The sequence below is a fragment of the Paenarthrobacter sp. PH39-S1 genome (assembly GCF_030063245.1).
Classification (GTDB): Bacteria; Actinomycetota; Actinomycetes; order Actinomycetales; family Micrococcaceae; genus Arthrobacter_M.
On record NZ_JASISR010000026.1, the window covers coordinates 1 to 19,826 of the forward strand.

General features: G+C 62.4%; 21 protein-coding genes. 14 read left to right on the forward strand and 7 right to left on the reverse strand.

Features of this window, described 5'->3' with window-relative positions:
* Window positions 1-229 precede the first annotated feature (229 nt).
* Genes QMG52_RS15710 through QMG52_RS15720 form a run of 3 tightly spaced genes read left to right on the forward strand, consistent with a single transcriptional unit; the run spans window position 230 to window position 4,600 of the window.
* Complete coding sequence (locus tag QMG52_RS15710; RefSeq protein ID WP_283561348.1) at window positions 230-739, forward strand: restriction endonuclease subunit S; 510 nt, start codon at window positions 230-232, stop codon at window positions 737-739.
* Window positions 729-3,866 carry a type I restriction endonuclease subunit R gene (locus QMG52_RS15715; protein ID WP_283561349.1) on the forward strand — a complete coding sequence of 1,046 codons (3,138 nt, stop codon included), beginning with the start codon at window positions 729-731 and terminating at the stop codon, window positions 3,864-3,866. The genes QMG52_RS15710 and QMG52_RS15715 overlap by 11 nt, the downstream gene beginning before the upstream one ends.
* Complete coding sequence (locus QMG52_RS15720; protein ID WP_283561350.1) at window positions 3,863-4,600, forward strand: M48 family metallopeptidase; 738 nt, start codon at window positions 3,863-3,865, stop codon at window positions 4,598-4,600. The genes QMG52_RS15715 and QMG52_RS15720 overlap by 4 nt, the downstream gene beginning before the upstream one ends.
* Window positions 4,601-4,618: 18 nt before the next feature.
* On the opposite strand, the gene QMG52_RS22370 is transcribed toward QMG52_RS15720, so the two are convergent.
* Complete coding sequence (locus tag QMG52_RS22370) at window positions 4,619-4,876, reverse strand: PaaX family transcriptional regulator C-terminal domain-containing protein (protein WP_502920547.1); 258 nt, start codon at window positions 4,874-4,876, stop codon at window positions 4,619-4,621.
* Window positions 4,765-5,184, reverse strand: coding sequence for a hypothetical protein (locus QMG52_RS15725; protein WP_502920549.1), 420 nt, complete (start codon window positions 5,182-5,184; stop codon window positions 4,765-4,767). Before QMG52_RS15725 ends, QMG52_RS22370 begins: the two co-directional genes overlap by 112 nt.
* A gap of 284 nt (window positions 5,185-5,468) precedes the next feature.
* Between QMG52_RS15725 and QMG52_RS15730 the strand changes: the two genes are divergently transcribed.
* Window positions 5,469-6,101, forward strand: a complete 633-nt coding sequence (locus QMG52_RS15730; protein WP_283561352.1) for a nucleotidyltransferase domain-containing protein — start codon at window positions 5,469-5,471, stop codon at window positions 6,099-6,101.
* Window positions 6,101-6,541, forward strand: a complete 441-nt coding sequence (locus tag QMG52_RS15735; RefSeq protein ID WP_283561353.1) for a DNA-binding protein — start codon at window positions 6,101-6,103, stop codon at window positions 6,539-6,541. The genes QMG52_RS15730 and QMG52_RS15735 overlap by 1 nt, the downstream gene beginning before the upstream one ends.
* A gap of 744 nt (window positions 6,542-7,285) precedes the next feature.
* Here QMG52_RS15735 and QMG52_RS15740 read toward each other — a convergent pair.
* The 3 genes from QMG52_RS15740 to QMG52_RS15750 are packed head-to-tail and all read right to left on the reverse strand — an operon-like array spanning window position 7,286 to window position 10,872.
* Complete coding sequence (locus QMG52_RS15740) at window positions 7,286-8,839, reverse strand: amino acid ABC transporter permease/ATP-binding protein (RefSeq protein ID WP_283561354.1); 1,554 nt, start codon at window positions 8,837-8,839, stop codon at window positions 7,286-7,288.
* Window positions 8,840-8,841: 2 nt separating this feature from the next.
* On the reverse strand, window positions 8,842-9,699 hold the full coding sequence (locus QMG52_RS15745; protein WP_283561355.1) for an ABC transporter substrate-binding protein: 858 nt from the start codon (window positions 9,697-9,699) through the stop codon (window positions 8,842-8,844).
* 27 nt (window positions 9,700-9,726) lie between these two features.
* Window positions 9,727-10,872 (reverse strand): M20 family metallopeptidase, encoded by a 1,146-nt coding sequence (locus QMG52_RS15750; RefSeq protein ID WP_283561356.1) that lies wholly within the window; start codon window positions 10,870-10,872, stop codon window positions 9,727-9,729.
* A 106-nt stretch (window positions 10,873-10,978) separates the two neighbouring features.
* Between QMG52_RS15750 and QMG52_RS15755 the strand changes: the two genes are divergently transcribed.
* The 7 genes from QMG52_RS15755 to QMG52_RS15785 all read left to right on the forward strand — a co-directional run bounded on the left by QMG52_RS15755 (window position 10,979) and on the right by QMG52_RS15785 (window position 17,873).
* Window positions 10,979-11,896, forward strand: a complete 918-nt coding sequence (locus tag QMG52_RS15755) for a LysR family transcriptional regulator (RefSeq protein ID WP_283561357.1) — start codon at window positions 10,979-10,981, stop codon at window positions 11,894-11,896.
* 163 nt (window positions 11,897-12,059) lie between these two features.
* Window positions 12,060-12,665: a flavin reductase family protein gene (locus tag QMG52_RS15760; protein ID WP_283561358.1), complete on the forward strand. Its 606-nt coding sequence runs from the start codon at window positions 12,060-12,062 to the stop codon at window positions 12,663-12,665.
* Window positions 12,662-14,125, forward strand: coding sequence for a 4-hydroxyphenylacetate 3-hydroxylase family protein (locus tag QMG52_RS15765; protein ID WP_283561359.1), 1,464 nt, complete (start codon window positions 12,662-12,664; stop codon window positions 14,123-14,125). Before QMG52_RS15760 ends, QMG52_RS15765 begins: the two co-directional genes overlap by 4 nt.
* Window positions 14,125-14,553, forward strand: coding sequence for a RidA family protein (locus QMG52_RS15770; RefSeq protein WP_283561360.1), 429 nt, complete (start codon window positions 14,125-14,127; stop codon window positions 14,551-14,553). The genes QMG52_RS15765 and QMG52_RS15770 overlap by 1 nt, the downstream gene beginning before the upstream one ends.
* Before the next feature lie 11 nt (window positions 14,554-14,564).
* Window positions 14,565-15,239 (forward strand): DUF1028 domain-containing protein, encoded by a 675-nt coding sequence (locus tag QMG52_RS15775; RefSeq protein ID WP_283561361.1) that lies wholly within the window; start codon window positions 14,565-14,567, stop codon window positions 15,237-15,239.
* A gap of 5 nt (window positions 15,240-15,244) precedes the next feature.
* Window positions 15,245-16,459: a M20 family metallopeptidase gene (locus QMG52_RS15780; protein ID WP_283561407.1), complete on the forward strand. Its 1,215-nt coding sequence runs from the start codon at window positions 15,245-15,247 to the stop codon at window positions 16,457-16,459.
* Window positions 16,449-17,873 (forward strand): aspartate ammonia-lyase, encoded by a 1,425-nt coding sequence (locus QMG52_RS15785; RefSeq protein ID WP_283561362.1) that lies wholly within the window; start codon window positions 16,449-16,451, stop codon window positions 17,871-17,873. The genes QMG52_RS15780 and QMG52_RS15785 overlap by 11 nt, the downstream gene beginning before the upstream one ends.
* Window positions 17,874-18,150: 277 nt before the next feature.
* Here the strand turns inward: QMG52_RS15785 and QMG52_RS15790 are convergent, their stop codons facing one another.
* Window positions 18,151-18,513: a hypothetical protein gene (locus QMG52_RS15790; protein ID WP_283561363.1), complete on the reverse strand. Its 363-nt coding sequence runs from the start codon at window positions 18,511-18,513 to the stop codon at window positions 18,151-18,153.
* A 303-nt stretch (window positions 18,514-18,816) separates the two neighbouring features.
* Here QMG52_RS15790 and QMG52_RS15795 point away from each other — a divergent pair, with 303 nt between their 5' ends.
* Both QMG52_RS15795 and QMG52_RS15800 read left to right on the forward strand, forming a co-directional pair.
* Complete coding sequence (locus tag QMG52_RS15795; RefSeq protein WP_349361738.1) at window positions 18,817-19,008, forward strand: FAD-dependent oxidoreductase; 192 nt, start codon at window positions 18,817-18,819, stop codon at window positions 19,006-19,008.
* Window positions 19,005-19,403 carry a hypothetical protein gene (locus QMG52_RS15800; RefSeq protein WP_283561365.1) on the forward strand — a complete coding sequence of 133 codons (399 nt, stop codon included), beginning with the start codon at window positions 19,005-19,007 and terminating at the stop codon, window positions 19,401-19,403. The genes QMG52_RS15795 and QMG52_RS15800 overlap by 4 nt, the downstream gene beginning before the upstream one ends.
* A 38-nt stretch (window positions 19,404-19,441) precedes the next feature.
* Here QMG52_RS15800 and QMG52_RS15805 read toward each other — a convergent pair whose 3' ends face one another.
* On the reverse strand, window positions 19,442-19,741 hold the full coding sequence (locus QMG52_RS15805) for a cupin domain-containing protein (protein WP_283561366.1): 300 nt from the start codon (window positions 19,739-19,741) through the stop codon (window positions 19,442-19,444).
* Window positions 19,742-19,826: the final 85 nt, after the last annotated feature.

Sequence of the window (19,826 nt, forward strand, 5' to 3'; positions counted from 1 at the left end):
CCACTGAACAGGTGTCCTTCTCTGTCTGGAAAATTTTGGCTTCGCAACTACTATTTTCCCAGCTCAAGGGGCACTTGTTCGGTTTAACACACCCCTGTCAAAAAGTTCTTACTCGCGGATCCGGGTCAGAGCGGGTTGGAATGAATGGAAACTCGGAGATCTATTTTCCGAGCGAAATGAGGCGGGGGGCCCATCGCTCCCCTTGCTAAGCGTTACCCAAGGAAACGGTGTGGTTACGCAAGAGTCGACAGGGCGCAAGAACTCGGCCAACGCCGATCGATCGAAGTACAAATTAGTGCTTCCAGGAGACGTGGCTTACAACACCATGCGCATGTGGCAGGGCGCGTCTGGAGTCGTCCAGACCACGGGTGTAATCAGTCCGGCGTACACGGTTGTGGTGCCGGATAGTGCCCGCGTTTCCCCTCAGTTTTCAGCACACCTCTTCAAGTCTCCGCGGATGATGTTCGATTTCGAGCGGTATTCACAAGGCCTTACAAGCGACACCTGGAATCTCAAATATCCTGCATTCTCGGGAATCCGCGTGAACTTTCCATCGCTAGAACAGCAACGGCGAATTGCGGACGTACTGGATCAACTGAAGCAACTCGAAAGGCTTCACGCGTCTGCTGCTGAGGCGCTCCGCATCCAAAAGCGCGGACTCATGCAAAAGCTACTGACAGGGCAGGTACGTGTGAACGTGGCTGCTGAGATCGAGCCAAGGGGACAAAATGATGAGTGAAGAAACTTTCGATGCCTCGGAGCTGAGCCAGTCGCAGGGCCCAGCCGTGCAACTTCTGGAAGCGCTCGGGTTCACGCAGCTCACACCTGCCGAAGCACTGAAGGAACGCGGTGGAAGGCAGAGCAATGTCCTGTTCACCGGGATCCTCGCTGCGCAAATCCTCAAGATCAACCAGTTCACGCACAAGTTGCGCCGGTACCCCTTTGACGTGGCGGACGCGGAAGAGGCCGTGCGCCGGCTCGGGCCCGGGCTGGAACAGGCCAAGGGTCCGCAGGCGGCCAGCCTGGAGGTCTACGACCGCCTGATCCTCGGCACCACCATCACCAAGGTCGTGGACGGCGACAGTAAGAGCTACACGCTGCGCTACATCGACTGGCAAACTCCCGCCAACAACGTTTTTCACGTCACCACGGAAATGCGCGTGGAGCGCACCGGCAGCAGCGCAACCCAGCGGCTCGACGTCGTCGGCTATGTGAACGGCATTCCGTTTATCGTCATCGAAAACAAGCGCCCCACCGAGGAACTCACAAAGGCCGGCAGCCAGCTGATCGGCTACCAGAGTGCGGACGGCATCCCGCAACTGTTCCATTACGCTCAGCTGCTGATCTCGGCCAACCGGCAGGAGGCTCTGTACGCCACTGTTGGAACGGCGCGGAAGTTCTGGGCGGGATGGCACGACGCCGAGGATACCGACGCGGCCGTCCAAGCACTCGTAGGCGAGGGCGCCATCAGTGAACAGGACCGGCTGCTTTATGCGCTGTGCCGCCCCGAACGGTTGCTGGATCTGGTCCGCCGCTTCACCGTGTTCGACGCCGGCGTCCGCAAGATCGCCCGGCACCAGCAGTACTTCGCCGTGCGCAAGACCTTGGAACGTGTGCTGGCCGCCGGTCAGGAAGAGCGCCGCAACGGCGGAGTCATCTGGCATACCCAAGGTTCCGGGAAATCACTCACCATGGTGATGCTCGGCAAAGCCCTGGTGCTGGACCCCCAGGTAACCAACCCGCGGATCATCATCGTCACGGACCGCGATGACCTAGACAGACAGATCCGCGACACCTTCCTTGCCTGCGAGCTGGAACCGGTCCGGGCTAAAAGCGGCAAACATCTTGGCGAACTGGTGCGCGACGGTGCTCCCCTGATCACCACACTCATCAACAAGTTCGACGGCGCCGCCAGTCGCGAAGGCCGTGACGAGTCCCGCGACATCTTTGTCCTGGTGGATGAAAGCCACCGCAGCCAGACCGGCCGTTATGGCGGCTACGGTCAATTCCATGTGGCCATGCGCCGGGTTCTGCCCAATGCCTGCTACCTCGGATTCACCGGAACCCCGCTGCTGAAGCGGGAGAGAAACACCGCAGACACCTTTGGCGGGATCATCCACAGCTACACCATCGATGAAGCAGTGCGGGATGGCTCGGTTGTGCCCATCCTGTACGAGGGCCGTCTGGTGGAACAGCAGATCACCGCCGGTGTGATTGACGCCTGGTTTGAGAAGATCAGCGCCGGGCTGACGGACGAGCAAAAACGCGATCTGAAGCGGAAGTTCAGCCGCGCCGATGTCCTGGGAAAGACGGCCCAGGCAATCCGTGCCAAGGCCTTTGACATCTCCGAGCATTACCGCCAAAGCTGGCAGGAGACCGGGTTCAAGGCGCAGTTGGTGGCGCCGAATAAGGCGGCCGCCATCCGGTTCAAGCACGAACTCGACGAGATCGGCCACGTCACCAGCGAGGTGATTATCTCTCCGCCCGAAGACGCGGAAGACCGCGAAGAAGTGGATGCCGACTCCCGGGAAATCGTGCAGCGCTTCTGGAAAACGCAGTTGGCCCGCTACGGCACCGAGGCCAACTACAACGAGCAGCTCATCAACCAGTTCAAGGGCTCCGGCGGACCGGAAATCATCATTGTGGTCTCCAAACTACTCACCGGTTTCGATGCCCCCCGTAACACCGTTCTCTACCTCTGCAAGCCGCTGCGGGAACATACCTTGCTCCAGGCTGTGGCTCGGGTCAACCGGTTGTTTTCGGATGGGACCGCCGAGAAGCAGTTCGGCTATGTGGTGGATTATGAAGGCCTCCTCGGTGAGCTGGACGAGGCACTGACGTCCTACAGTGCTCTGGGCGACTTTGACTCGGAGGAGATCGCCGGTGCAGTGGTGGACATCCGCGATCAGATTCGCCTGCTGCCGGGACGATGGAGCTATGTCTGGGACCTCTTCAACGCCGTCGCCCGGAAAGACGACATGGAAGCGCTGGAGCAGCACCTGTTTGATGAGCCGCTGCGGCATGAATTCTACGAGCGGCTCAAGGCATTCGGCCGCACTCTGCACCTTTCACTGTCCAGCGACAAGCTGCTCGACATCATGAAACAGGCCGATGTTGACCGTTACCGCAACGATTACGCCCAGTTCGCAGAGCTGCGCCAGGCGGTGCAGAAGCGCTACCAGGAGACCGTTGACCTTCGTGACTACGAACCCCGCATCCGGCGCCTGCTCGATGACCATGTAACGGCCCTGCCGGCCGAGAAGGTCATTGAGCAACTGAACATCAACGATCCCGCCGCGCTGAAGGCCGTCGTGGAGGAGGACGGAACAACACCTGGGTCCAAGGCGGACCGGATCGTCAGCGCCACCAGAAAAACCATCACCGAGCGGATGGGCCAGGACCCGGCCTTTTACGCGCGGTTCTCGGAATTGCTGCAGCGGGCCATTGACGAGTACCGCCGTCGCCGGGACGGTGAACGGTATCTGTTCCAGGCGAGGGAAATCGCTGAACAACTGGCCAGCGGTGATCGCGGCGCGGCGCTTCCTTCCGCAATCGCGCACGACGACGATGCTGCCGCGATTTACGGTGCTCTCGGCACGAGCTTTTTGGAGTCGGAGCTCGAAGAATTCCTCGCGGTACCCGACGACGAAAGAGCGGACATGGCGAGAATGGTGGTGGACATCGTCCGTGGCCGACTGGTGGTTAACTTCTGGACCAAGCCAAACGAGCAGAATGCCCTCGCCACGGAACTCGATGACTTTTTCTACGACTTTGGTGAACACCGTGGCGTCCAGATGAGACAGCCCGTGGTTGACGGCCTCACAACCGGGGTCCTCAAGGTTGCAAGGGCGCGCTTCCTGAAATGATTCTGGAAACGAGCCAGATTGACTACGGAACTCACGTCATTGAGTACCGTTTGGAGCGCCGTGAGCGCGCCACGCTTGAGATCGCGGTGGAACCCGACGGGTTGGTTCGCGTTAAAGCGCCGATCAACGCGGCTATGGAGGAAATCGCTGCTAGAGTCCGTAAGCGCGCCCGGTGGATTCTTGCGCAACAACGCACCTTCGCCCAGTTCCGTCCGCGGACTCCTGCGCGCCGCTATGTTCCTGGCGAAACGCATCTTTACTTGGGCAGGCAGTATCGGATACGCGTGGTTCCGGTCGAGAACGCGTCGGTGACTCCTGATTTTGCCCAGGTGAAGATGGTGCGTGGATTTCTCGAGGTGACTGGCATTGCCTTCGACGACACTGCAGCAATTGAGAAGTACGTGACATCCTGGTTCCGCGAGCGCGCACGCATTCAATTGCCGCGCCGAGTGGAGCTCAACCGACAACGATTTCAAATCCCGGGCGCAGTGGAGCCTGCAGGTTTGCGTCTTCAGCGAATGCCGAAGCGATGGGGCTCGATGTCACCGGGCGGACGATTGCTGCTTAACCCGAATCTCATTTGCGCGCCGATGGATTCGATTGACTACGTGATCACCCACGAACTGTGCCACCTGCTTATTCCAAACCACAGCCGGGATTTCTACGAGCTCCAGGAAACGGTCATGCCCGACTGGCAGCGGCGCAAGCAGCGCCTTGAACGAATCCTGGCATAGGAGAGGCGAAGTACCTCATCAGGTCGTGCGCTTGGACGGCGGCCAGCGGTGCGATGAGCCGGTGCGTGGACAGGAAGGCCTTCCTGGCCTCCGGTCCCTTCCAGCTTTCGGCAGATATTTGCGGGGCAGACCGGGGTCGCGGTAGGGGAAGCGGCGCCAGAGCGTCAGCATGGGATGTAGTACTTGAAGGCTTCCCGCCGCAGCTCGGGGTCCGATCCCGGCACAGCGAGGCCCGGATCCTCGCCCACCAGCGCTGACCACTTCTGGACCGCCCATCCGTAGAGAGCGAGGAAGTCGCTGAACTGTTCATCAAGGGCCGCCAGGTCCCACCACTGGGCAACCTTGAGCCGCATGGCGTCGTCCAGCAGGAAATCGCTCCGGAAGAAGTCCGTGAACCGGCTCAGCCCCTTTACCTCAAGCCGCTTCTTGGCCTGGTCCTGAACCGCGGCGGGAGCGATCCACACACCGGAGGCCACGGAACCGGATCCAAGTCCGGCCAGCTCGGCCCGCAGTTGGTGCCGGCGGTCCGCATGGACCCCGGCACCGAGAAAATCGCCAGTGTCCGGTCGCTGTCGACATGGGATACCTTCGGGGCGAAAATTTTCTAGTCACCTTCGCGGAAGACGTCCATGACGTGTTCCGAGAGTTCGTTGGATCCGCACCGTTGCGGTCTCCCGATGGTGGCCGGACGCGTCCGTATCCACCATTCGTCCGTGCTTTCCAACCTTGATGACGTAGTGCCGACAAGCCGCTGCTATCCCCTTCCTTGAGTCGTTCAAGGAGATCGGCGGCATCCTGGTCGGTGCCTCCATCAGCATCGTGATCGTCTCTTCTGCTGAGACCTTCGCCCGGCTAAACGCGTACAATTGTGAGCGACCAGGAGGTTATTGTGCAGTTGCAAAATCCATTGCGGGCCATCTGCCCCGCACTCGAGGCCGACGTCCTCCTGGCACTGGCCGATGGGCGCCCCAGTACCTCGGGTGCTCTCGTGCGCGACAGGGGGCTTCGCGCTTCGATCTCTGGCGTGCGCCGCTGCCTGGAGCGGCTGGAGGAGAACGGCGTCGTGGACGCCGGCCATATTGGCAACCGAATCGAGTACTCACTAAACAGCCAGCATATGCTTGCAGGTCTGGTCATTGAAGCGTCGGAGGCGACGGAGCGCTTCACCCGGTTCTTGGCCAATAAAATATCCCGGTGGGGCGGGCAGCCGTTGCAGGTGACTCTGTTCGGTTCCGCGGCCCGACGGGAGATGCGCAACGATTCGGACATTGACCTGCTGTTCGTTATCCCCGACGGGGCCAGCGACCAGCTTTACGAAGCGATCAGTGACTTGGCCGTCGACGCGTACCGCCTCACCGGAAACGACGTCCGTCCGATGGTTTGCGAGATATCCGAGGTGCAATCGGTGCCGGTTTTCGACTCGATCGACCGCGATGGGATCCACATCTTCGGGGACAGCCATTGGCTCTCGCGCCGGCTGCACGCATTGGCGGCCGCCTGATGACGGCCCGCGCCGACGCTGGCGCGCGCTTCGAGGACGCCCGCGCGTTCCTGGCAGCAGCGGAGACTATCGACGCGCTAAACGACGCCGAGTCCTACTCGGACGTAATCGCGACGCTCGCGGTCCATGCGGGGATCGCCGCCTCGGACGCCTTCTGCCTGCTGACGCTCGGCCAGCACTCCAAGTCGGAAAACCATGCCGACGCTATCAACGTGTTGAAGTCCGCCGGAGGGGACAGCGCCACCTTGAGCCGCCTGCTGGGTGAAAAGACAAAGGCCGCATACAACGTCAAGAGCCTGACCCGGGCCAAGGCCACCAAATGCATGGAGTGGTCCGTAAGCTGCTGGCCGCCGCCGAGGAGAAGTACGCCCAGCCGTGAATCCCCGGCTTGTTCCTTGACCCGGTCGTCACGATTTCCCATGAACTTATCGCAGGCGTAATCCGGGCGATGGGGGTCGGGTCGGTGTGCTCGGCCGGATTCTAGTTGGCCAATCATGGCAGGAAAACGTATAGGCATGCCCCCGTCGTCGGGCATTTGACGGCGGTTGGTTGGCGCTTAAGCCGCTGAGGTCCATCCGCCGTCAACGGCGCGTCGGGACTGCGGGCGCGGCCGATACCGAACCGCGTGCCATCGACTGTGCCGCAGAAAATTTCCGGAAGTTGTGCGTCCATGACTGCGCCGAGGCCATCCTGACCGATATGTTCCCTTCTGGACGTGCCTGGCTGATCGTGTGCAACCCGCCTTGCATTCTGGCCACGCCGCATTTCTCGCTGGACAGCGCAGTTTACGATCCCGGCAGCCGGATGCTGGTTCCGCTTCCTAACTGAGCTTGGCGGGCATCAGGGCTGCCGCCGTGGCCGGGTGTGCGAACCTAAGGGCCGGCGAAGCCGCAGTTTGGCCACCAACTCGGCCAGCTCATGTCTGGGTCAGCAATGATGGCCCAAGTCGCCTTGGGCGTGGCGTGCAGCAGTTAGGACGAATTGATGTTGAAAAGAGTGGCATCCATAGATTCAGGATGTCACTCTCCACCGGCAATGCGTGCATAGGGGGCTTCGACCGGTTCCCGCAAATGCTGAACCGTGCGTAGCCGGCGCCATTAGTACAGCACCCGGACCCCTGCACAGCAGTAGCGGCTTCCGGTATATGCCGAAAAGCCGCTACTGCGGATTGTGCCGAACGGGAATTACCCGAGGACGGGGGTTTCCGAGATCAGCGGGACGTCGGAGACGGTTTGCACGAACCGCTTGATGCGCGGGTCTGCGTTGGGGCCGAACACGGATTCCGGCGGCCCCTGCTGGCCCACGGCGCCATCTTCCATGAACACGACCCAGTCCGCTACGTCGCGGGCTAGCTTCATTTCGTGCGTCACTATGACCATGGTGACGCCCTCCTGGGCTAGGTCGGCGATGACGGCGAGGACCTCCTGGACCAGTTCCGGGTCCAGTGCCGAGGTGGGTTCATCGAAGAGCATCACGGACGGTTTCATGGCCAGCGCCCGGGCGATTGCAACGCGCTGCTGCTGGCCACCGGAGAGCTGGTGGGGATACTTCTTGGCATGCGCGGCCATACCTACCTTGCCGAGCAGCTCCATTCCGAAGGACTCCCCCTCGGCGCTGGAGAACTGCCGCAGCTGGATGGGGGCCAAGGTGACGTTTTCAAGCACCGTCTTGTGCGGGAAGAGGTTAAACCGTTGGAATACCATGCCAACATTGCGCCGCTGGAGCGAAACTTCCTTGTCGGACAGGGCCACTATCCGACCCTGCGTGCCGTGTCGGTTGCCCAACAGTTGACCATTGACCTCAATTACGCCGCCATCGGCCGGCTCCAGATGGTTGAGCGTGCGCACCAGGGTTGTTTTCCCGGAGCCGGATGGCCCGATCACGACCACTACCTCGCCGGCGTGGACATCTACGTCGACGCCCTTAAGGACTTGGTTACCGTGGAATGACTTGCTCACGCCCTGCGCGTGGACAAGTTTGTCGCCGTTGTGGGGGCGACGTTCCCGTCCGCGTGCCACGCGGACATCCGCAACGTTATTGGGCTCGGTCTGCAGTGAGGGCCGGCGCCGGTTGACGTCGAGCTTGCGCTCCAGGAGTGCACGGAGCTGGTCAAATACTGTGACCAGAAGGACGTAGAAGACCGCAACGGCCAGCAGGGTTTCCAGCACGAGGAAGTTCTGCGTGTACAGGCGCTGACCTACCAGCAGGATCTCCTGCAGCGAGATGACGCTGGCAAGGGATGTCAGCTTGAGGATGGAGACAAATTCGTTGCCCAGCGCCGGCAGTGCGATCCGGAAGGCCTGTGGGACGACGATGTGGCGCTGGACGTGCCCGTACGGCAGACCCAGTGCCCGGGCCGCCTCGCGCTGGTCGATGGAGACGGAGAGCAGTCCACCGCGGTGGATCTCCGCCATGTAGGCCGCCTCACTGAGCACGAGGGCTATGAGCGCAGCATTGAACGAGGAGCCCAGGATCACCTGGGTGGCAGGGAAGACCTGCGGAACGTTGTAGGCGAAAACGAGCAATACCAGAAGCGGCAGGGACCGGAAGAGCCAGACGTAGACGCCGGCAATGCTGGAGAGCAGCTTCGACCGCGATTCTTTCATCAGTGCCAGGAAGATGCCTGCTACGTTCGCAATTACCCAAGCGAGAACACTCAGGGCAACGACGACGCCGGCTGCCTTCCAGAGTTCGGGATCGCCAAAGAGGGAGAAGGTATAGGCCCAGTCGAATGTCATGACTAACCCTGTTTCAGAGATTCGGTAAGCACAGCGGGATCAACGGCCTGTACGTTGTACTTGGTCAGGAGTTTGGCGTATTCGCCAGAGGTTTTCAAATTCTCCACGCTCTTCGTCAGGGCCTGCTGCAGGGCGGCGTTGCCCTTCTTCACTGCCAGGCCAACCGCGATGGGGTAGATCAGTGAGTCCGAGCTGATTTTGAGCCGGCCATTGGTTTTCTCTACGACGGTTTTGGCAACGGCTGCATCGGTCATCTGCGCGTCCACCTGGGCGGATAGCAGGGCCTGGGTGGCTTCCGGGTCGGTGGGGAATTCCTGGACTGTGATGGGCTGCTTGCCGGCGGCCTTGCACTTGTCACTCTCGGTAGTGGGCATGAGCTTGGCGATGACGGTGGCTGTGATGACAGAGACTTTCTTGCCGCACAGATCTTGGGCGTTGGTCAGCGGTGTGGCGTCCTTGGGAACCAGGATTGCGTTACCGGTTTGGAAGTAGGGGACGAAGTCGACCTCTTTGCTGCGCGCCTCAGAGACATACAGCGTAGACGCGATTACGTCATAGCGGTCTGCCTTGATGCCTGCGACGATTTGTGCGAACCGGGTGTCTGAGAACTGCGGTTTGAGACCAAGGTCAGCGGAGACGGCGTTCATGAAGTCGACGTCGAAGCCCGCTGGCTTGCCATCGGTCAGCATGTCGTACGGCGGGTAGGTAAGGTCGCTTCCGATACTGAGGATGCCTGAGGTCTTGGTGTTCACGGTGGGCGACTTCTCGGCGGCGGGGCTGGCGCCCCCGCAGGCGGAGAGGGCGAGCGTAGCGGCCACTGCGGCACCGGTAAAGATGGCGATTCGGTTGTAGCTTTTCATGGGAGTAAATTTCCTTTCGGGGAGTGGCTATTTGCACCAGAGGGTGACGGCGTGGGCGTAGACATCGATAATTTGCCGGTATTTGTCTAGTTCGACCCATTCGTCGGGCCAGCTGTAGGGCGGTGTGCCAGGGCCGACGTTGACTGCGGGGATGCCGAACTGCTTCAGTGGCACCATGTCCGTCCAGAACTGGATGCCCTGGTACACGGGGTCAGAGCCTGTGGCGGCGACGGCGGCCGCTACGGTGGTGGAAATGGGGGAGGAACGGTCGATCTCGTAGGGGAGCCTGGGTCCGCTGAGCCAGTGGTCGCTGAATTCCACGGTGGCTTCTATCCGGGGATCGGTGGCTTTCAGATTGCTGATCATCTGTTCCACTTGGACCTTGACATCATAGGGGTCCTGTGACGGCAGCAGCCGGATGTCGCAGGTCATTTCGCAACGGTCCGGAACCTGGTTGTGTTTGGTGCCGCCGCGGATGGTGCCGATGTTCAGGTTCGGGCCGCCAGGCAGATCAGGGTGCGGGGTGTAGGGCATCGCACCCTCCAGGTCCCGCATCGCGACGAGAATCGGTTCCATGGTTTCAATGGCGTTCAGCCCCATCTCTTTGGCGGAGGTGTGCGCCTGCTTTCCGAACGTGGTGATCTTCAGGTATGCGGCGCCCCGGTGCACGGTGCCGATGGTGTTGTCCGTGGGCTCGCCACAGATGGCGGCGTCGGCGGTGAAGCCGGCCTTCAGCAGGGAGCGGGTTCCCACGCCGCCCTCAAAATGACACGAGACCCCTTGGAATATGACGTCCCCCCGGGGTCGTTCGCCGGAGGTGGCGATGCGTCGCATCACAGCGAGGGCCGCCGTCGTCGCCGCTTTCATGTCGGCAATACCGGCCCCGTACACGCGACCGTTCTCCACAACAGGCGCGAAGGGATCACGGGTCCAGTCCGGGGACGTTTCATAGATGTCCAGGTGCCCGTTCAGGATCAGGGACTTTCCGCCTCCTGTACCGCGGATCCGGCCGCCAACACTGGGACGGCCAGGCAGGGACTCGACAAGTTCGACATCATCAACGCCCCAGGCACGCATCTGCGCCGCCATGAAGTCCGCCAGTTGCTGTTCGCGCCCCCAGGTCGAATCGATGGAGAGAGTATCGAACAAAAGTTGAAGATCGGGATCGGTCATGATCTGCTCCTTGATCAGGCGGCGGCGTTGGTACTGAGAACGACTATGCAATGGATCACACGGCATGTAAAACAGATGTATTAGAAGAAGGGGTTCGGTTAAATCGATGTCCAATGTCAGTTTGCGGCAACTTGAATACCTTATTGCGGCTGCGGAGACCGGCAGCGTAACGGCCGCCGCCGCACGGCTCTATCTTTCCCAGTCGGCCGTTTCCACGGCGCTGTCCGATCTTGAAGAGGCCCTGGACGTGCAGGTTTTCATCCGGCATCCGCGCGGGCTGGCGCTAACCAACGTTGGGCAGCAGGTCCTCACCGATGCCCGCAGGCTGGTGGCCGGTATGGAGGATCTGCGCAATTCCGCCCGGGAGTCCAGTGAATCCCTTTCGGGAAAACTGGCAGTGGGCTGCTACAGCACACTGGCACCGATCCTGCTGCCGCGCGTCATCGCGGATTTCACAAAAAACCATCCGGACGTGGACCTGAACTTCGTCGAGGGATCGCACACCCGATTGGAGGAACAGTTGCGGGACGGTTCGCTGGACTTGGCCATCCTGTACGAATACGACTTCGGCCAGCGCCACATTGCGAAAGATCTGGCGCTCAATGTGGTGGTCTCCACGCCGCCCTACGTCATCCTGCCCGAGCGCCACGAACTGGCCAGCCGGGAGAACCTCGCCCTGGCGGATCTTGCGCCGCAACCTCTGATCCTCTTTGACCTTCCGCCGGGCGGGGACTACTTCCTGTCATTCTTCGGCGCAGAGAATCTGACTCCTAACGTCAGGTTCCGCACCACCAGCTTTGAAATGGTCCGAGCACTCGTCGCCCGCGGCCTGGGCTACTCGATCCTGAGCCAGCGGACCAACATCAACATGAGCTACGAGGGCCTGGCATTCGTCACCAGACCACTGACCGGTACATTTCCCGGCCTGAATGCAGGCGCCGTTCACCTGAACGGAGTCCGGCTGACGCGGCGCGCGGTCGCGTTCATCGACCAATGCCGGACCTCGTTGGGAACTCGGGCCTAGCAGGATCCGGCCGGATTTTCCACGTCGATCGCCCGGGCAGGCTCTCCGGTGGCGGGGTTTCTATAAAACCGATGGCAATGATCAGAAAGTTATGTTGGACACATACAGTTTCTACTCCGAATACTGATTGGAGATGAATCTGCAACCGGATAAGGAGAAAACGATGACTGTTTCAGCCGACAGCACCTCCACTGCCGCATCAACGCCCACGCGGCCCTACGATCCATTCATTGCTGCGATGGGCGCCGTGGCCACCGGTGTTACCGTGGTGGCCACCGAGGGCGAAACGGGTCGTTTTGCCCAGACGGTGAGCGCCATGTGCTCCGTCTCCGCTGACCCCCGCCTGGTGCTGGTCTGCATCAACAGCCGCAGCCCGATCAACGAGGCCATCCACGCCAACGGCGCCTTCACCGTCAATGTGCTGGGCAGCCAGCATGACCACGTTGCTGACACCTTTGCCGGACGCCCCTGGCCCGGCAAGGGTCCCTGGGACTTCAGCTGCGGCCAGTGGGAGCCGGCCCCGTCCGGATCGCCGCGCATCGCCGACGCCGTGGCCAGCTTTGACTGCAGCATCCATCAAATGGTTGAGGCCGGCACGCACAGGATCTACATAGGCCTTGTCACCAACGTTGAAACGCACGGCGGGGACCCGCTGATCTACAGCGCCCAAACCTATGCCAAACCCCTCCCCGTCCCGCCGTCCGTCTTCGACGATTACCCCGGCTCGGGCCCCACCTACCGCAAGAACACCAAGGAGAATGCCACATGATCCGCACCGGAGATGAATACCGCGAATCCATCCGCGACGGCCGCAAGGTCTGGATTAACGGGGAAAAGGTGGACGACGTCACCACGCACGCCATGTTCAAGCCGATCGTGGACGTCCGGGCCCGCATCTACGATCTTGCCCACGAGGAGGAGACGCAGAAGGTCATGACGTACGCCGATGAGACCACCGGCGAACTGAACGCCATTGCCAACCGGCTGCCCAAGACCCGGCAGGACTGGAACGACAAGCGGGCCGCCGTTGACCTGGTCCAGCGCGAGGCCGGCGGAGTGGTCACCCGCGTTGGCGATGAGACGATCGGGGAGATGTGGTCCCTCTACGACGGCCAGGACGTCCTCAACGAAGTGGATCCGCGGTTCTCGGAGAACATCCGCCGCCACATTGCGCAGTCGATCACGGCAGACCCGTTCCACGTCTCCGCGAACACGGACCCCAAGGGCGACCGGTCCAAGGCCCCGCAGGACCAGGACCCGGACATGCTCCTGCACGTGGTCCGCGAAACCGACAACGGCATTGTGGTCCGCGGAGCCAAGTATGAGACGGCAGCCGCCTATTCCAATCAGGCCTTCACCAAGCCGACGATTGCGAACTGGGGCAACAGCGAGCTCTCCGACTACGCTGTCGGTTTCGTCATGGACATGGGTAGTCCAGGGCTCAAGTTCATCTCCCGCAACGGCTTTGCAGGCAGGGCGCCGTCGGAAGACTACCCGCTGGCCAACCGCGTGGACGAGGTGGAATCCCTGGTGGTGTTCGACGACGTCGAAATCCCTTGGGAGGACGTGCTGTTCTACCGGCATACCAAGGCCGCCGCCTTCATCCGCTCCACCCTGCACCGCTACAGCGCCTTCCCCTTCGTCCAGCGCACCCTGCACCTGGCCGACCTGATGATTGGATCCGCGCTGTGGAACGTGAAGCAGACTGGGCTGGAAAAGCAGCAGGCAGTCCAGGAGAAGCTGGCGCAACTGGCCTGCTACCGAGAGGGTATCAACGCCCATCTCACAGCGGCCATCGCCAATGCCGAGGCCAGCCCCGGCGGCCTGCTCATGCCCAACCAGTCGCTGCTTTACGCGGGCCGGGTCACAGCACTGTCCCAGCTGCCCGCCATGATGCACCTGGCCCGCGAACTGTGCGGCGGGCAGATCTGCATCACCCCGGATTCGGCCACCTTCGCCGATCCGGAGACCGCACCGTGGCTGGAGAAGTTCTACTCCGTGAACGAGAACTGGGTCTCCGAGGACCGTCGCCGGCTGCTGGCCTTCGCCCGCGACCTGCTCAACAGCGATTACGCCGGGCACCGCCTCACTTTCCAGCTTTTTGCACAGTCCCCGCCCTTCGCCCAGCTGGGTGCTGTCTACCGCAACTTTGACTTCGACGGGCCGCTGGGCCTGGTGAAAGCCTCTGCGGGCCTCTCGGACAAGATCCTGGGCGCGGTGCAGGTCTGATGCAGCACACCCGCATCAGAACCTTCAACACGAAGGACACATATCCTGAGCAGAACCTGGACAACGACCTGTGCCAGGCAGTGGTCGCCAACGGAGTCGTCTACCTGCGCGGGCAGATCGGCCAGGACCTGGACACCCGGGAATCCCTTGGCATCGGTGACGTGGAGGCGCAGGCCGAGAAGGCGATGGCTAACATCAAGATGCTGCTCGAGGAGGCCGGAGGCAGCCTTGAGGACATTGTGAAGGTGACCGTCTACCTGATCGACCCGCGCTACCGCGAACCCGTCTACCGGACCATGGGCAAGTGGCTCAAAAACGTCTTCCCGGTCTCAACGGGCCTGGTGGTCAGCGCCCTGGGCCGCCCCGAATGGTTGGTGGAAATCGATGCCACCGCCGTCCTCAGCAACTCTGCCTCGTTAGCCAACTAAAAGGAGTTCCCATGACGTTTTCCCTAGTAGCCCGCGATCCGCAGACCGGCGGGTTCGGCATGGTGGTCACCTCGTCCTCGCCGGCCGTCGCCGCCCGCTGCGTCCATCTGCGCCAGGGCGTGGGCGGTGCTGCCTCGCAGAACATCACCGATCCGGGGCTTGGCACTGCGCTGTTGGACCTGCTGGAAGCCGGTGCGCCGGCGGCCGAGGCGATGGCCAAGCTGGTGGCCGGGACCGTGGACATCAACTACCGCCAGCTGAGCGTGGTTGACGCACACGGCCGCACGGCCGCCTTCAGTGGCTCCGGGACGCTGGGCACGCACCGGACGGTGGAGGGTGCAGGTGCCGTGGCTGCCGGAAACCTGTTGTCCTCGCCTGAGGTGGTGGATGCCATCATGGCCGCCTACAGTTCCGCTGACGGGGACTTCGAGGATCGGCTGCTGGCAGGTCTGCGCGCCGGCCGCGATGCTGGGGGTGAAGAGGGTCCGCAGCATTCGGCGGGACTCGTCGTGGTGGACCAGGCTGCCTGGCCGGTCACGGACCTGCGGGTGGACTGGGACGACGACGATCCGATCGCCCGGTTGTCCGAACTCTGGACACTGTGGGAACCGCAAAAGATCGACTACCTGACCCGAGCCGTCCACCCGGACACCGCCCCCACCTATGGTGTTCCGGGGGACCTGTGAACAGGATGAAGGACATCGCCGGCGCCCGCATCGACTCCCTGGAGGGCCGGCTGGTGGCGCTCTCGCATCGCATTCATGCCCATCCGGAGATCGCCTGGCAGGAGACCAACGCCTCCGCCTGGGTGGCTGCCGAACTCGCCGGCGTCGGGTTCAACGTGAAGACGAATCTGTGCGGGCTGCCGACGGCGTTTGCCGCCACCGTGGGCAGCGGCAGCCTGCATTTGGGCATCTGTGCCGAATACGACGCCCTGGCGGGGCTCGGTCACGCCTGCGGACACAACATCATTGCAGCGGCAGCCGTGGGGGCAGCCGCCGCGCTGGCCCCGGTGGTGGACGCCCTTGACATCACACTGACGGTATTTGGGACACCGGCCGAGGAAGGCGGAGGCGGAAAGATTGAACTGCTCGACGGCGGCGCCTTCGACGGCGTGCACGCCGCCATGATGGTCCACCCCGGTCCGCTCGACGTGGCACGGGCCGAACCGTACGCCGTCTCGCACAGCAAGATCCGGTACCGGGGTAAGGCCAGCCACGCCGGCGCCTACCCCGAACGCGGGATCAACGCGGCGGACGCGTTCACCGTGGCACAGGTGGCCATCGGGCTGTTGCGTCAGCAGTTGGAATCCGGGGTCCGGGTCCACGGCGTCGTCACCAGCGGCGGAGAAGCTCCCAACGCCATCCCAGAGGTCACCGAAGGCCGCTGGTATGTGCGTGCCGGTTCGCTGGCTGACCTGGCGGTGCTCGAGGCGAAGGTGCGCCGCTGTTTCGAGGCGGGTGCCCTGTCCACGGGCTGCGAGCTGGAGATTGAGGCCGAAAGCAAGCCCTACGCCGAATTCGCCACGAATGAGGCTATCCTGGATCGCTACGTGGCCAACGCCATCGCGCTGGGCCGCACGTTTACCAGTTCCGGCCCGGACATGCGGATGAACCGCGCCTCCACGGACATGGGCAACGTTTCCCAGATGCTGCCGGCCATCCATCCATACATCGGCATAGAGTCGCTGCCAGCGGTGAACCACCAGAGGGAATTCGCCGCCGCCTGTATCACCGCGGCAGCCGATCGGGCGGTGCTGGATGCGGCCAAGGCCATGGCGCACACCTGCATCGACCTTGCTGCCGACTCGAGGCTGCGCGCCCGGTTGATCAGCCGCGGCGCCGCACGGTTATCACCGAACGGCCCCGGAATCCCGCTGGAAATGGAGAGCGTCGATGTCAGCTGAGTTCCGCCGCGAACACGATCTGCTCGGTTGGCTGGACGTCCCCCACGGCGCCTATTACGGCGTTCACACGGTGCGCGCCAGCCTGAACTTTCCCATTTCCGGAGTGTCTATCGGACTGTATAGGCATCTCGTGGTGGCATTGGCTTCCGTTAAGGAAGCCGCCGCCACCACCAACCGAGAACTGGGGCTGCTGGACGGCCCGCGCGCTGAGGCCATCATGGCCGCGTGCCGTGAAATCCGGTCCGGCAAGCTGCACGAGCAATTCATCGTCGACGTCGTTCAGGGCGGTGCCGGAACCTCCACCAATATGAACGCCAATGAGGTCATCGCCAACAGGGCGCTGGAACTGATGGGCGCCGAGCGCGGGCAGTACGATCTGCTTCATCCGCTGGACCACGTGAACCTGGGCCAGAGCACCAATGATGTATACCCGACCGCCCTGCGGGTGGGACTATATCGCTCCGCCGAGGATTTACTGAACGCCATGGCTGGGCTGCGCCGATCCTTCGCTGCCAAGGCCGAGGAATTCGCCGGCTACCTGAAGATGGGACGCACCCAACTCCAGGACGCCGTGCCGATGACCCTGGGACAGGAATTCAAGACCTTTGCCGTGATGATGGCCGAAGACGAGCAGCGGCTGCGCGAAGCGATGGAACTGATCTCCGAGGTCAACCTCGGCGGCACAGCCATCGGTACCGGGCTCAACTCGCACGTCGACTACGCCCGGCTGGCCTGTCAGCACCTGGCCACCATCAGCGGCGTGGAGGTCATCCCGGCCGGGGACCTGATCGAAGCGACGCAGGACGTTGGCGGACTGGTCCAGCTGCACAGCGTGCTTAAACGCATTGCCGTAAAGCTGTCCAAGGTTGCCAACGACTTGCGCCTCCTCTCCTCCGGCCCGCGCGCCGGATTCGGCGAGATCCAGCTGCCGCCCGTCCAAGCCGGATCGTCCATCATGCCGGGCAAGGTGAACCCGGTGATCCCCGAGGTGGTCAACCAGGTGGCCTACTCCGTCGTAGGCAATGACATCACCATCACGATGGCCGCAGAATCCGGCCAGCTACAGCTCAACGCGTTCGAGCCGATCATGGCCCGCGCCCTGTTTTCCTCCCTGCGCGAACTGCGCTCGGCCTGCACCGTGCTCGCCGAGCGCTGCGTGGACGGCATAACAGCGGACCCGGTGGCGCTGCTGACCAGCGTGGAACAATCCATAGGCCTGGTCACCGCACTCGTCCCCTATCTGGGCTACCGCTCCGCAACCGAAGTGGCACAAGAGGCCATGGCCACCGGCGCCAGCGTAGTGGACGTGGTTCGCGGACAGGGGCTGATGAGCGAGTCGGCTCTTGACGCAGTGCTCGGGACGCCGCATCTGCTAACGGCCCCAGGGCTGCAGGCGTACCAAAATATGCGCTGAAACGTGGGAAGGGCGGATCACGAACATCCATTGGCAAATCCCCTCCCCGCAGCGGCATGGTTGGGTGGAGCGAATAATCGACCGGAATGGCGGGATGGCCCGCTGACTCAGGCCCTCAGCGGCTGGCCTGGCACAACTCGCCTTTGATGTAGTACTCAATACCGACGGCATCTCGCGTTGAGTCGGAACTGGAGCGATGAGGACTTGGATCTCATCTTCGAAGCGTTCCCGGGGCAAGCGCAGGCACTTGTCCGCCCAGTGGGGAAATTTCCGGGTTTCACGGTAGTTCATGGCCCGAGACGATGAGTGCGGACATGAAGTTGACGGGACCGATGTCCTCCGGAGAGTTGCCATTGGGGCACACCGTGGAGTCGGCCCGGCAAGCAATGCGCTGTTCTTTCCCGGGCGGACGACGGCGGCGGGTCGGGTTGCGACGGGCAAGGCCGGCTTTGAGTGCGGTGCCTGTCCGCCACCGAGTTAGGCCGAGAGAACTGGTGAGGCAACCGGCGTCGAGCATGGTGCTGATCATCAGCGGTGTGACGGAGCCGACCGGCTTTGCAGCGGCACTGTTTCCATAGGTTGCCGCCGACAGTGCGGCTAGGGTCCGGCTGATCGGCACGACAAGGAACGTGAGCAGCACGTTGAGGAATCATCGCTGCTGCAGGGGAACGTGGCGGTGGACGCGGTTGCGCAGGTCGGTCATCTGCTGGCTATGGCCGCTATCCTGACCGTGGGCCATCAGAGTTCGCGGATGAAGCCGGTGTGGTCGGAACGTTTTATAGGACGCTCGGCGATTTCATCGTTCCTGGCGAGCGTTTCCGCGAAGTTCCGCGGTCGCCTATGGGCAGGTTGCCATGGCCGCAAACGCCATCAGCACCCGGATGGCAAAGGAATTCTGTGCAGCCATTGAACACGCAGAGGCAGATGCGGACTGTCATGTGAGCTGATGGACGAGGCGGCGTCGACATATAAACTCAAGGAAGGCACGGGGTACCTGGCGCGGTGCATGCGAGCGGATTCCTCGGCGGAATTCCGGCTGGGAGCGCGAGTAGCCCGGCTGGTTCAGAACGACGACGGCGCGCTGGTCCACATGTCCGACGGCACCGTGCCGAGGGTAGCGCCAGCCGAGGGATGAAGACGTGGATCAAGGTGGCCGGGCGGGTGCAGCCGTTCAGGTCCTACGGCGGCCGCGGGATGGCGCTGACTTTCGCCCGAACCGAATACTTCGACGAGGACTCCACCACGCTCGTGGCGTTTGGTCCGGATGCTTCGCTGCTGGATCCGAACGACCGCGCGGGCGTGTCCTCGGCGCTGGCCCTGTGGCGCGGAGACCTCGAAGTATTGGAGGTGGCCGGGCATAATCGGACCAGCGGTGAGCTGTCGCCCGCGACATGGCCGATGCAGCAGTCCGGCCAGCTGACCCGCTACCTGGCCGCACTGCAGGAGTCGTTCGGCTGCGTACGCCCGGCCGGCTCCGACTATGCCAACGGCCGGGACAGTTTTATTGACGGTGCAATCGAGTCCGGCTAACCGCGGCGCGGCAGGTACACCTGTCGCTCGCGGGCAGCCTACTTGCGCTCGACCTCGAGGAACACGATCTCGGTCCCGCCGTGGTTCGCAATATTGTGTTCCAGACCAGGGGCCCGTGTGTAGGCTGCACCCGCAGTCAGCTTGAAGGGGTAGGAGTCGTCCCGCGTATTGAGTATCAGCTCTCCGGTGGTCATCGGCACCACGACGTAATCAAGGGAGTGGACATGCCAGCCCGTTTCCGTGTTGCGCGCGAACCGCCACTCGGTCACGCGAAACTGGTCGTTGTCCAGCTGAACCGTGGACTGCGCCCGGCTCAGCGCGGAATCAGATGAAAACACGTGGCACTCTCCTGTTTACAGTACTTGGCTGTCTTTGTGGCCCAGTAGCCGCGGTTGGCCGGGAAATCCGATGCGGTCCTATCCT

What these genes read in the sequence shown, in the direction of transcription:
- QMG52_RS15755 (WP_283561357.1), top strand. Translation starts at nt 10,979, where the DNA reads ATGTCCAATGTCAGTTTGCGGCAACTTGAATACCTTATTGCGGCTGCG.
- QMG52_RS15760 (WP_283561358.1), top strand. Translation starts at nt 12,060, where the DNA reads ATGACTGTTTCAGCCGACAGCACCTCCACTGCCGCATCAACGCCCACG.
- QMG52_RS15785 (WP_283561362.1), top strand. Translation starts at nt 16,449, where the DNA reads ATGTCAGCTGAGTTCCGCCGCGAACACGATCTGCTCGGTTGGCTGGAC.
- QMG52_RS15775 (WP_283561361.1), top strand. Translation starts at nt 14,565, where the DNA reads ATGACGTTTTCCCTAGTAGCCCGCGATCCGCAGACCGGCGGGTTCGGC.
- QMG52_RS15800 (WP_283561365.1), top strand. Translation starts at nt 19,005, where the DNA reads ATGAAGACGTGGATCAAGGTGGCCGGGCGGGTGCAGCCGTTCAGGTCC.
- QMG52_RS15720 (WP_283561350.1), top strand. Translation starts at nt 3,863, where the DNA reads ATGATTCTGGAAACGAGCCAGATTGACTACGGAACTCACGTCATTGAG.
- QMG52_RS15745 (WP_283561355.1), bottom strand. Translation starts at nt 9,699, where the DNA reads ATGAAAAGCTACAACCGAATCGCCATCTTTACCGGTGCCGCAGTGGCC.
- QMG52_RS15780 (WP_283561407.1), top strand. Translation starts at nt 15,245, where the DNA reads ATGAAGGACATCGCCGGCGCCCGCATCGACTCCCTGGAGGGCCGGCTG.
- QMG52_RS15750 (WP_283561356.1), bottom strand. Translation starts at nt 10,872, where the DNA reads ATGACCGATCCCGATCTTCAACTTTTGTTCGATACTCTCTCCATCGAT.
- QMG52_RS15770 (WP_283561360.1), top strand. Translation starts at nt 14,125, where the DNA reads ATGCAGCACACCCGCATCAGAACCTTCAACACGAAGGACACATATCCT.
- QMG52_RS22370 (WP_502920547.1), bottom strand. Translation starts at nt 4,876, where the DNA reads ATGGGCGGTCCAGAAGTGGTCAGCGCTGGTGGGCGAGGATCCGGGCCT.
- QMG52_RS15765 (WP_283561359.1), top strand. Translation starts at nt 12,662, where the DNA reads ATGATCCGCACCGGAGATGAATACCGCGAATCCATCCGCGACGGCCGC.
- QMG52_RS15735 (WP_283561353.1), top strand. Translation starts at nt 6,101, where the DNA reads ATGACGGCCCGCGCCGACGCTGGCGCGCGCTTCGAGGACGCCCGCGCG.
- QMG52_RS15715 (WP_283561349.1), top strand. Translation starts at nt 729, where the DNA reads ATGATGAGTGAAGAAACTTTCGATGCCTCGGAGCTGAGCCAGTCGCAG.
- QMG52_RS15740 (WP_283561354.1), bottom strand. Translation starts at nt 8,839, where the DNA reads ATGACATTCGACTGGGCCTATACCTTCTCCCTCTTTGGCGATCCCGAA.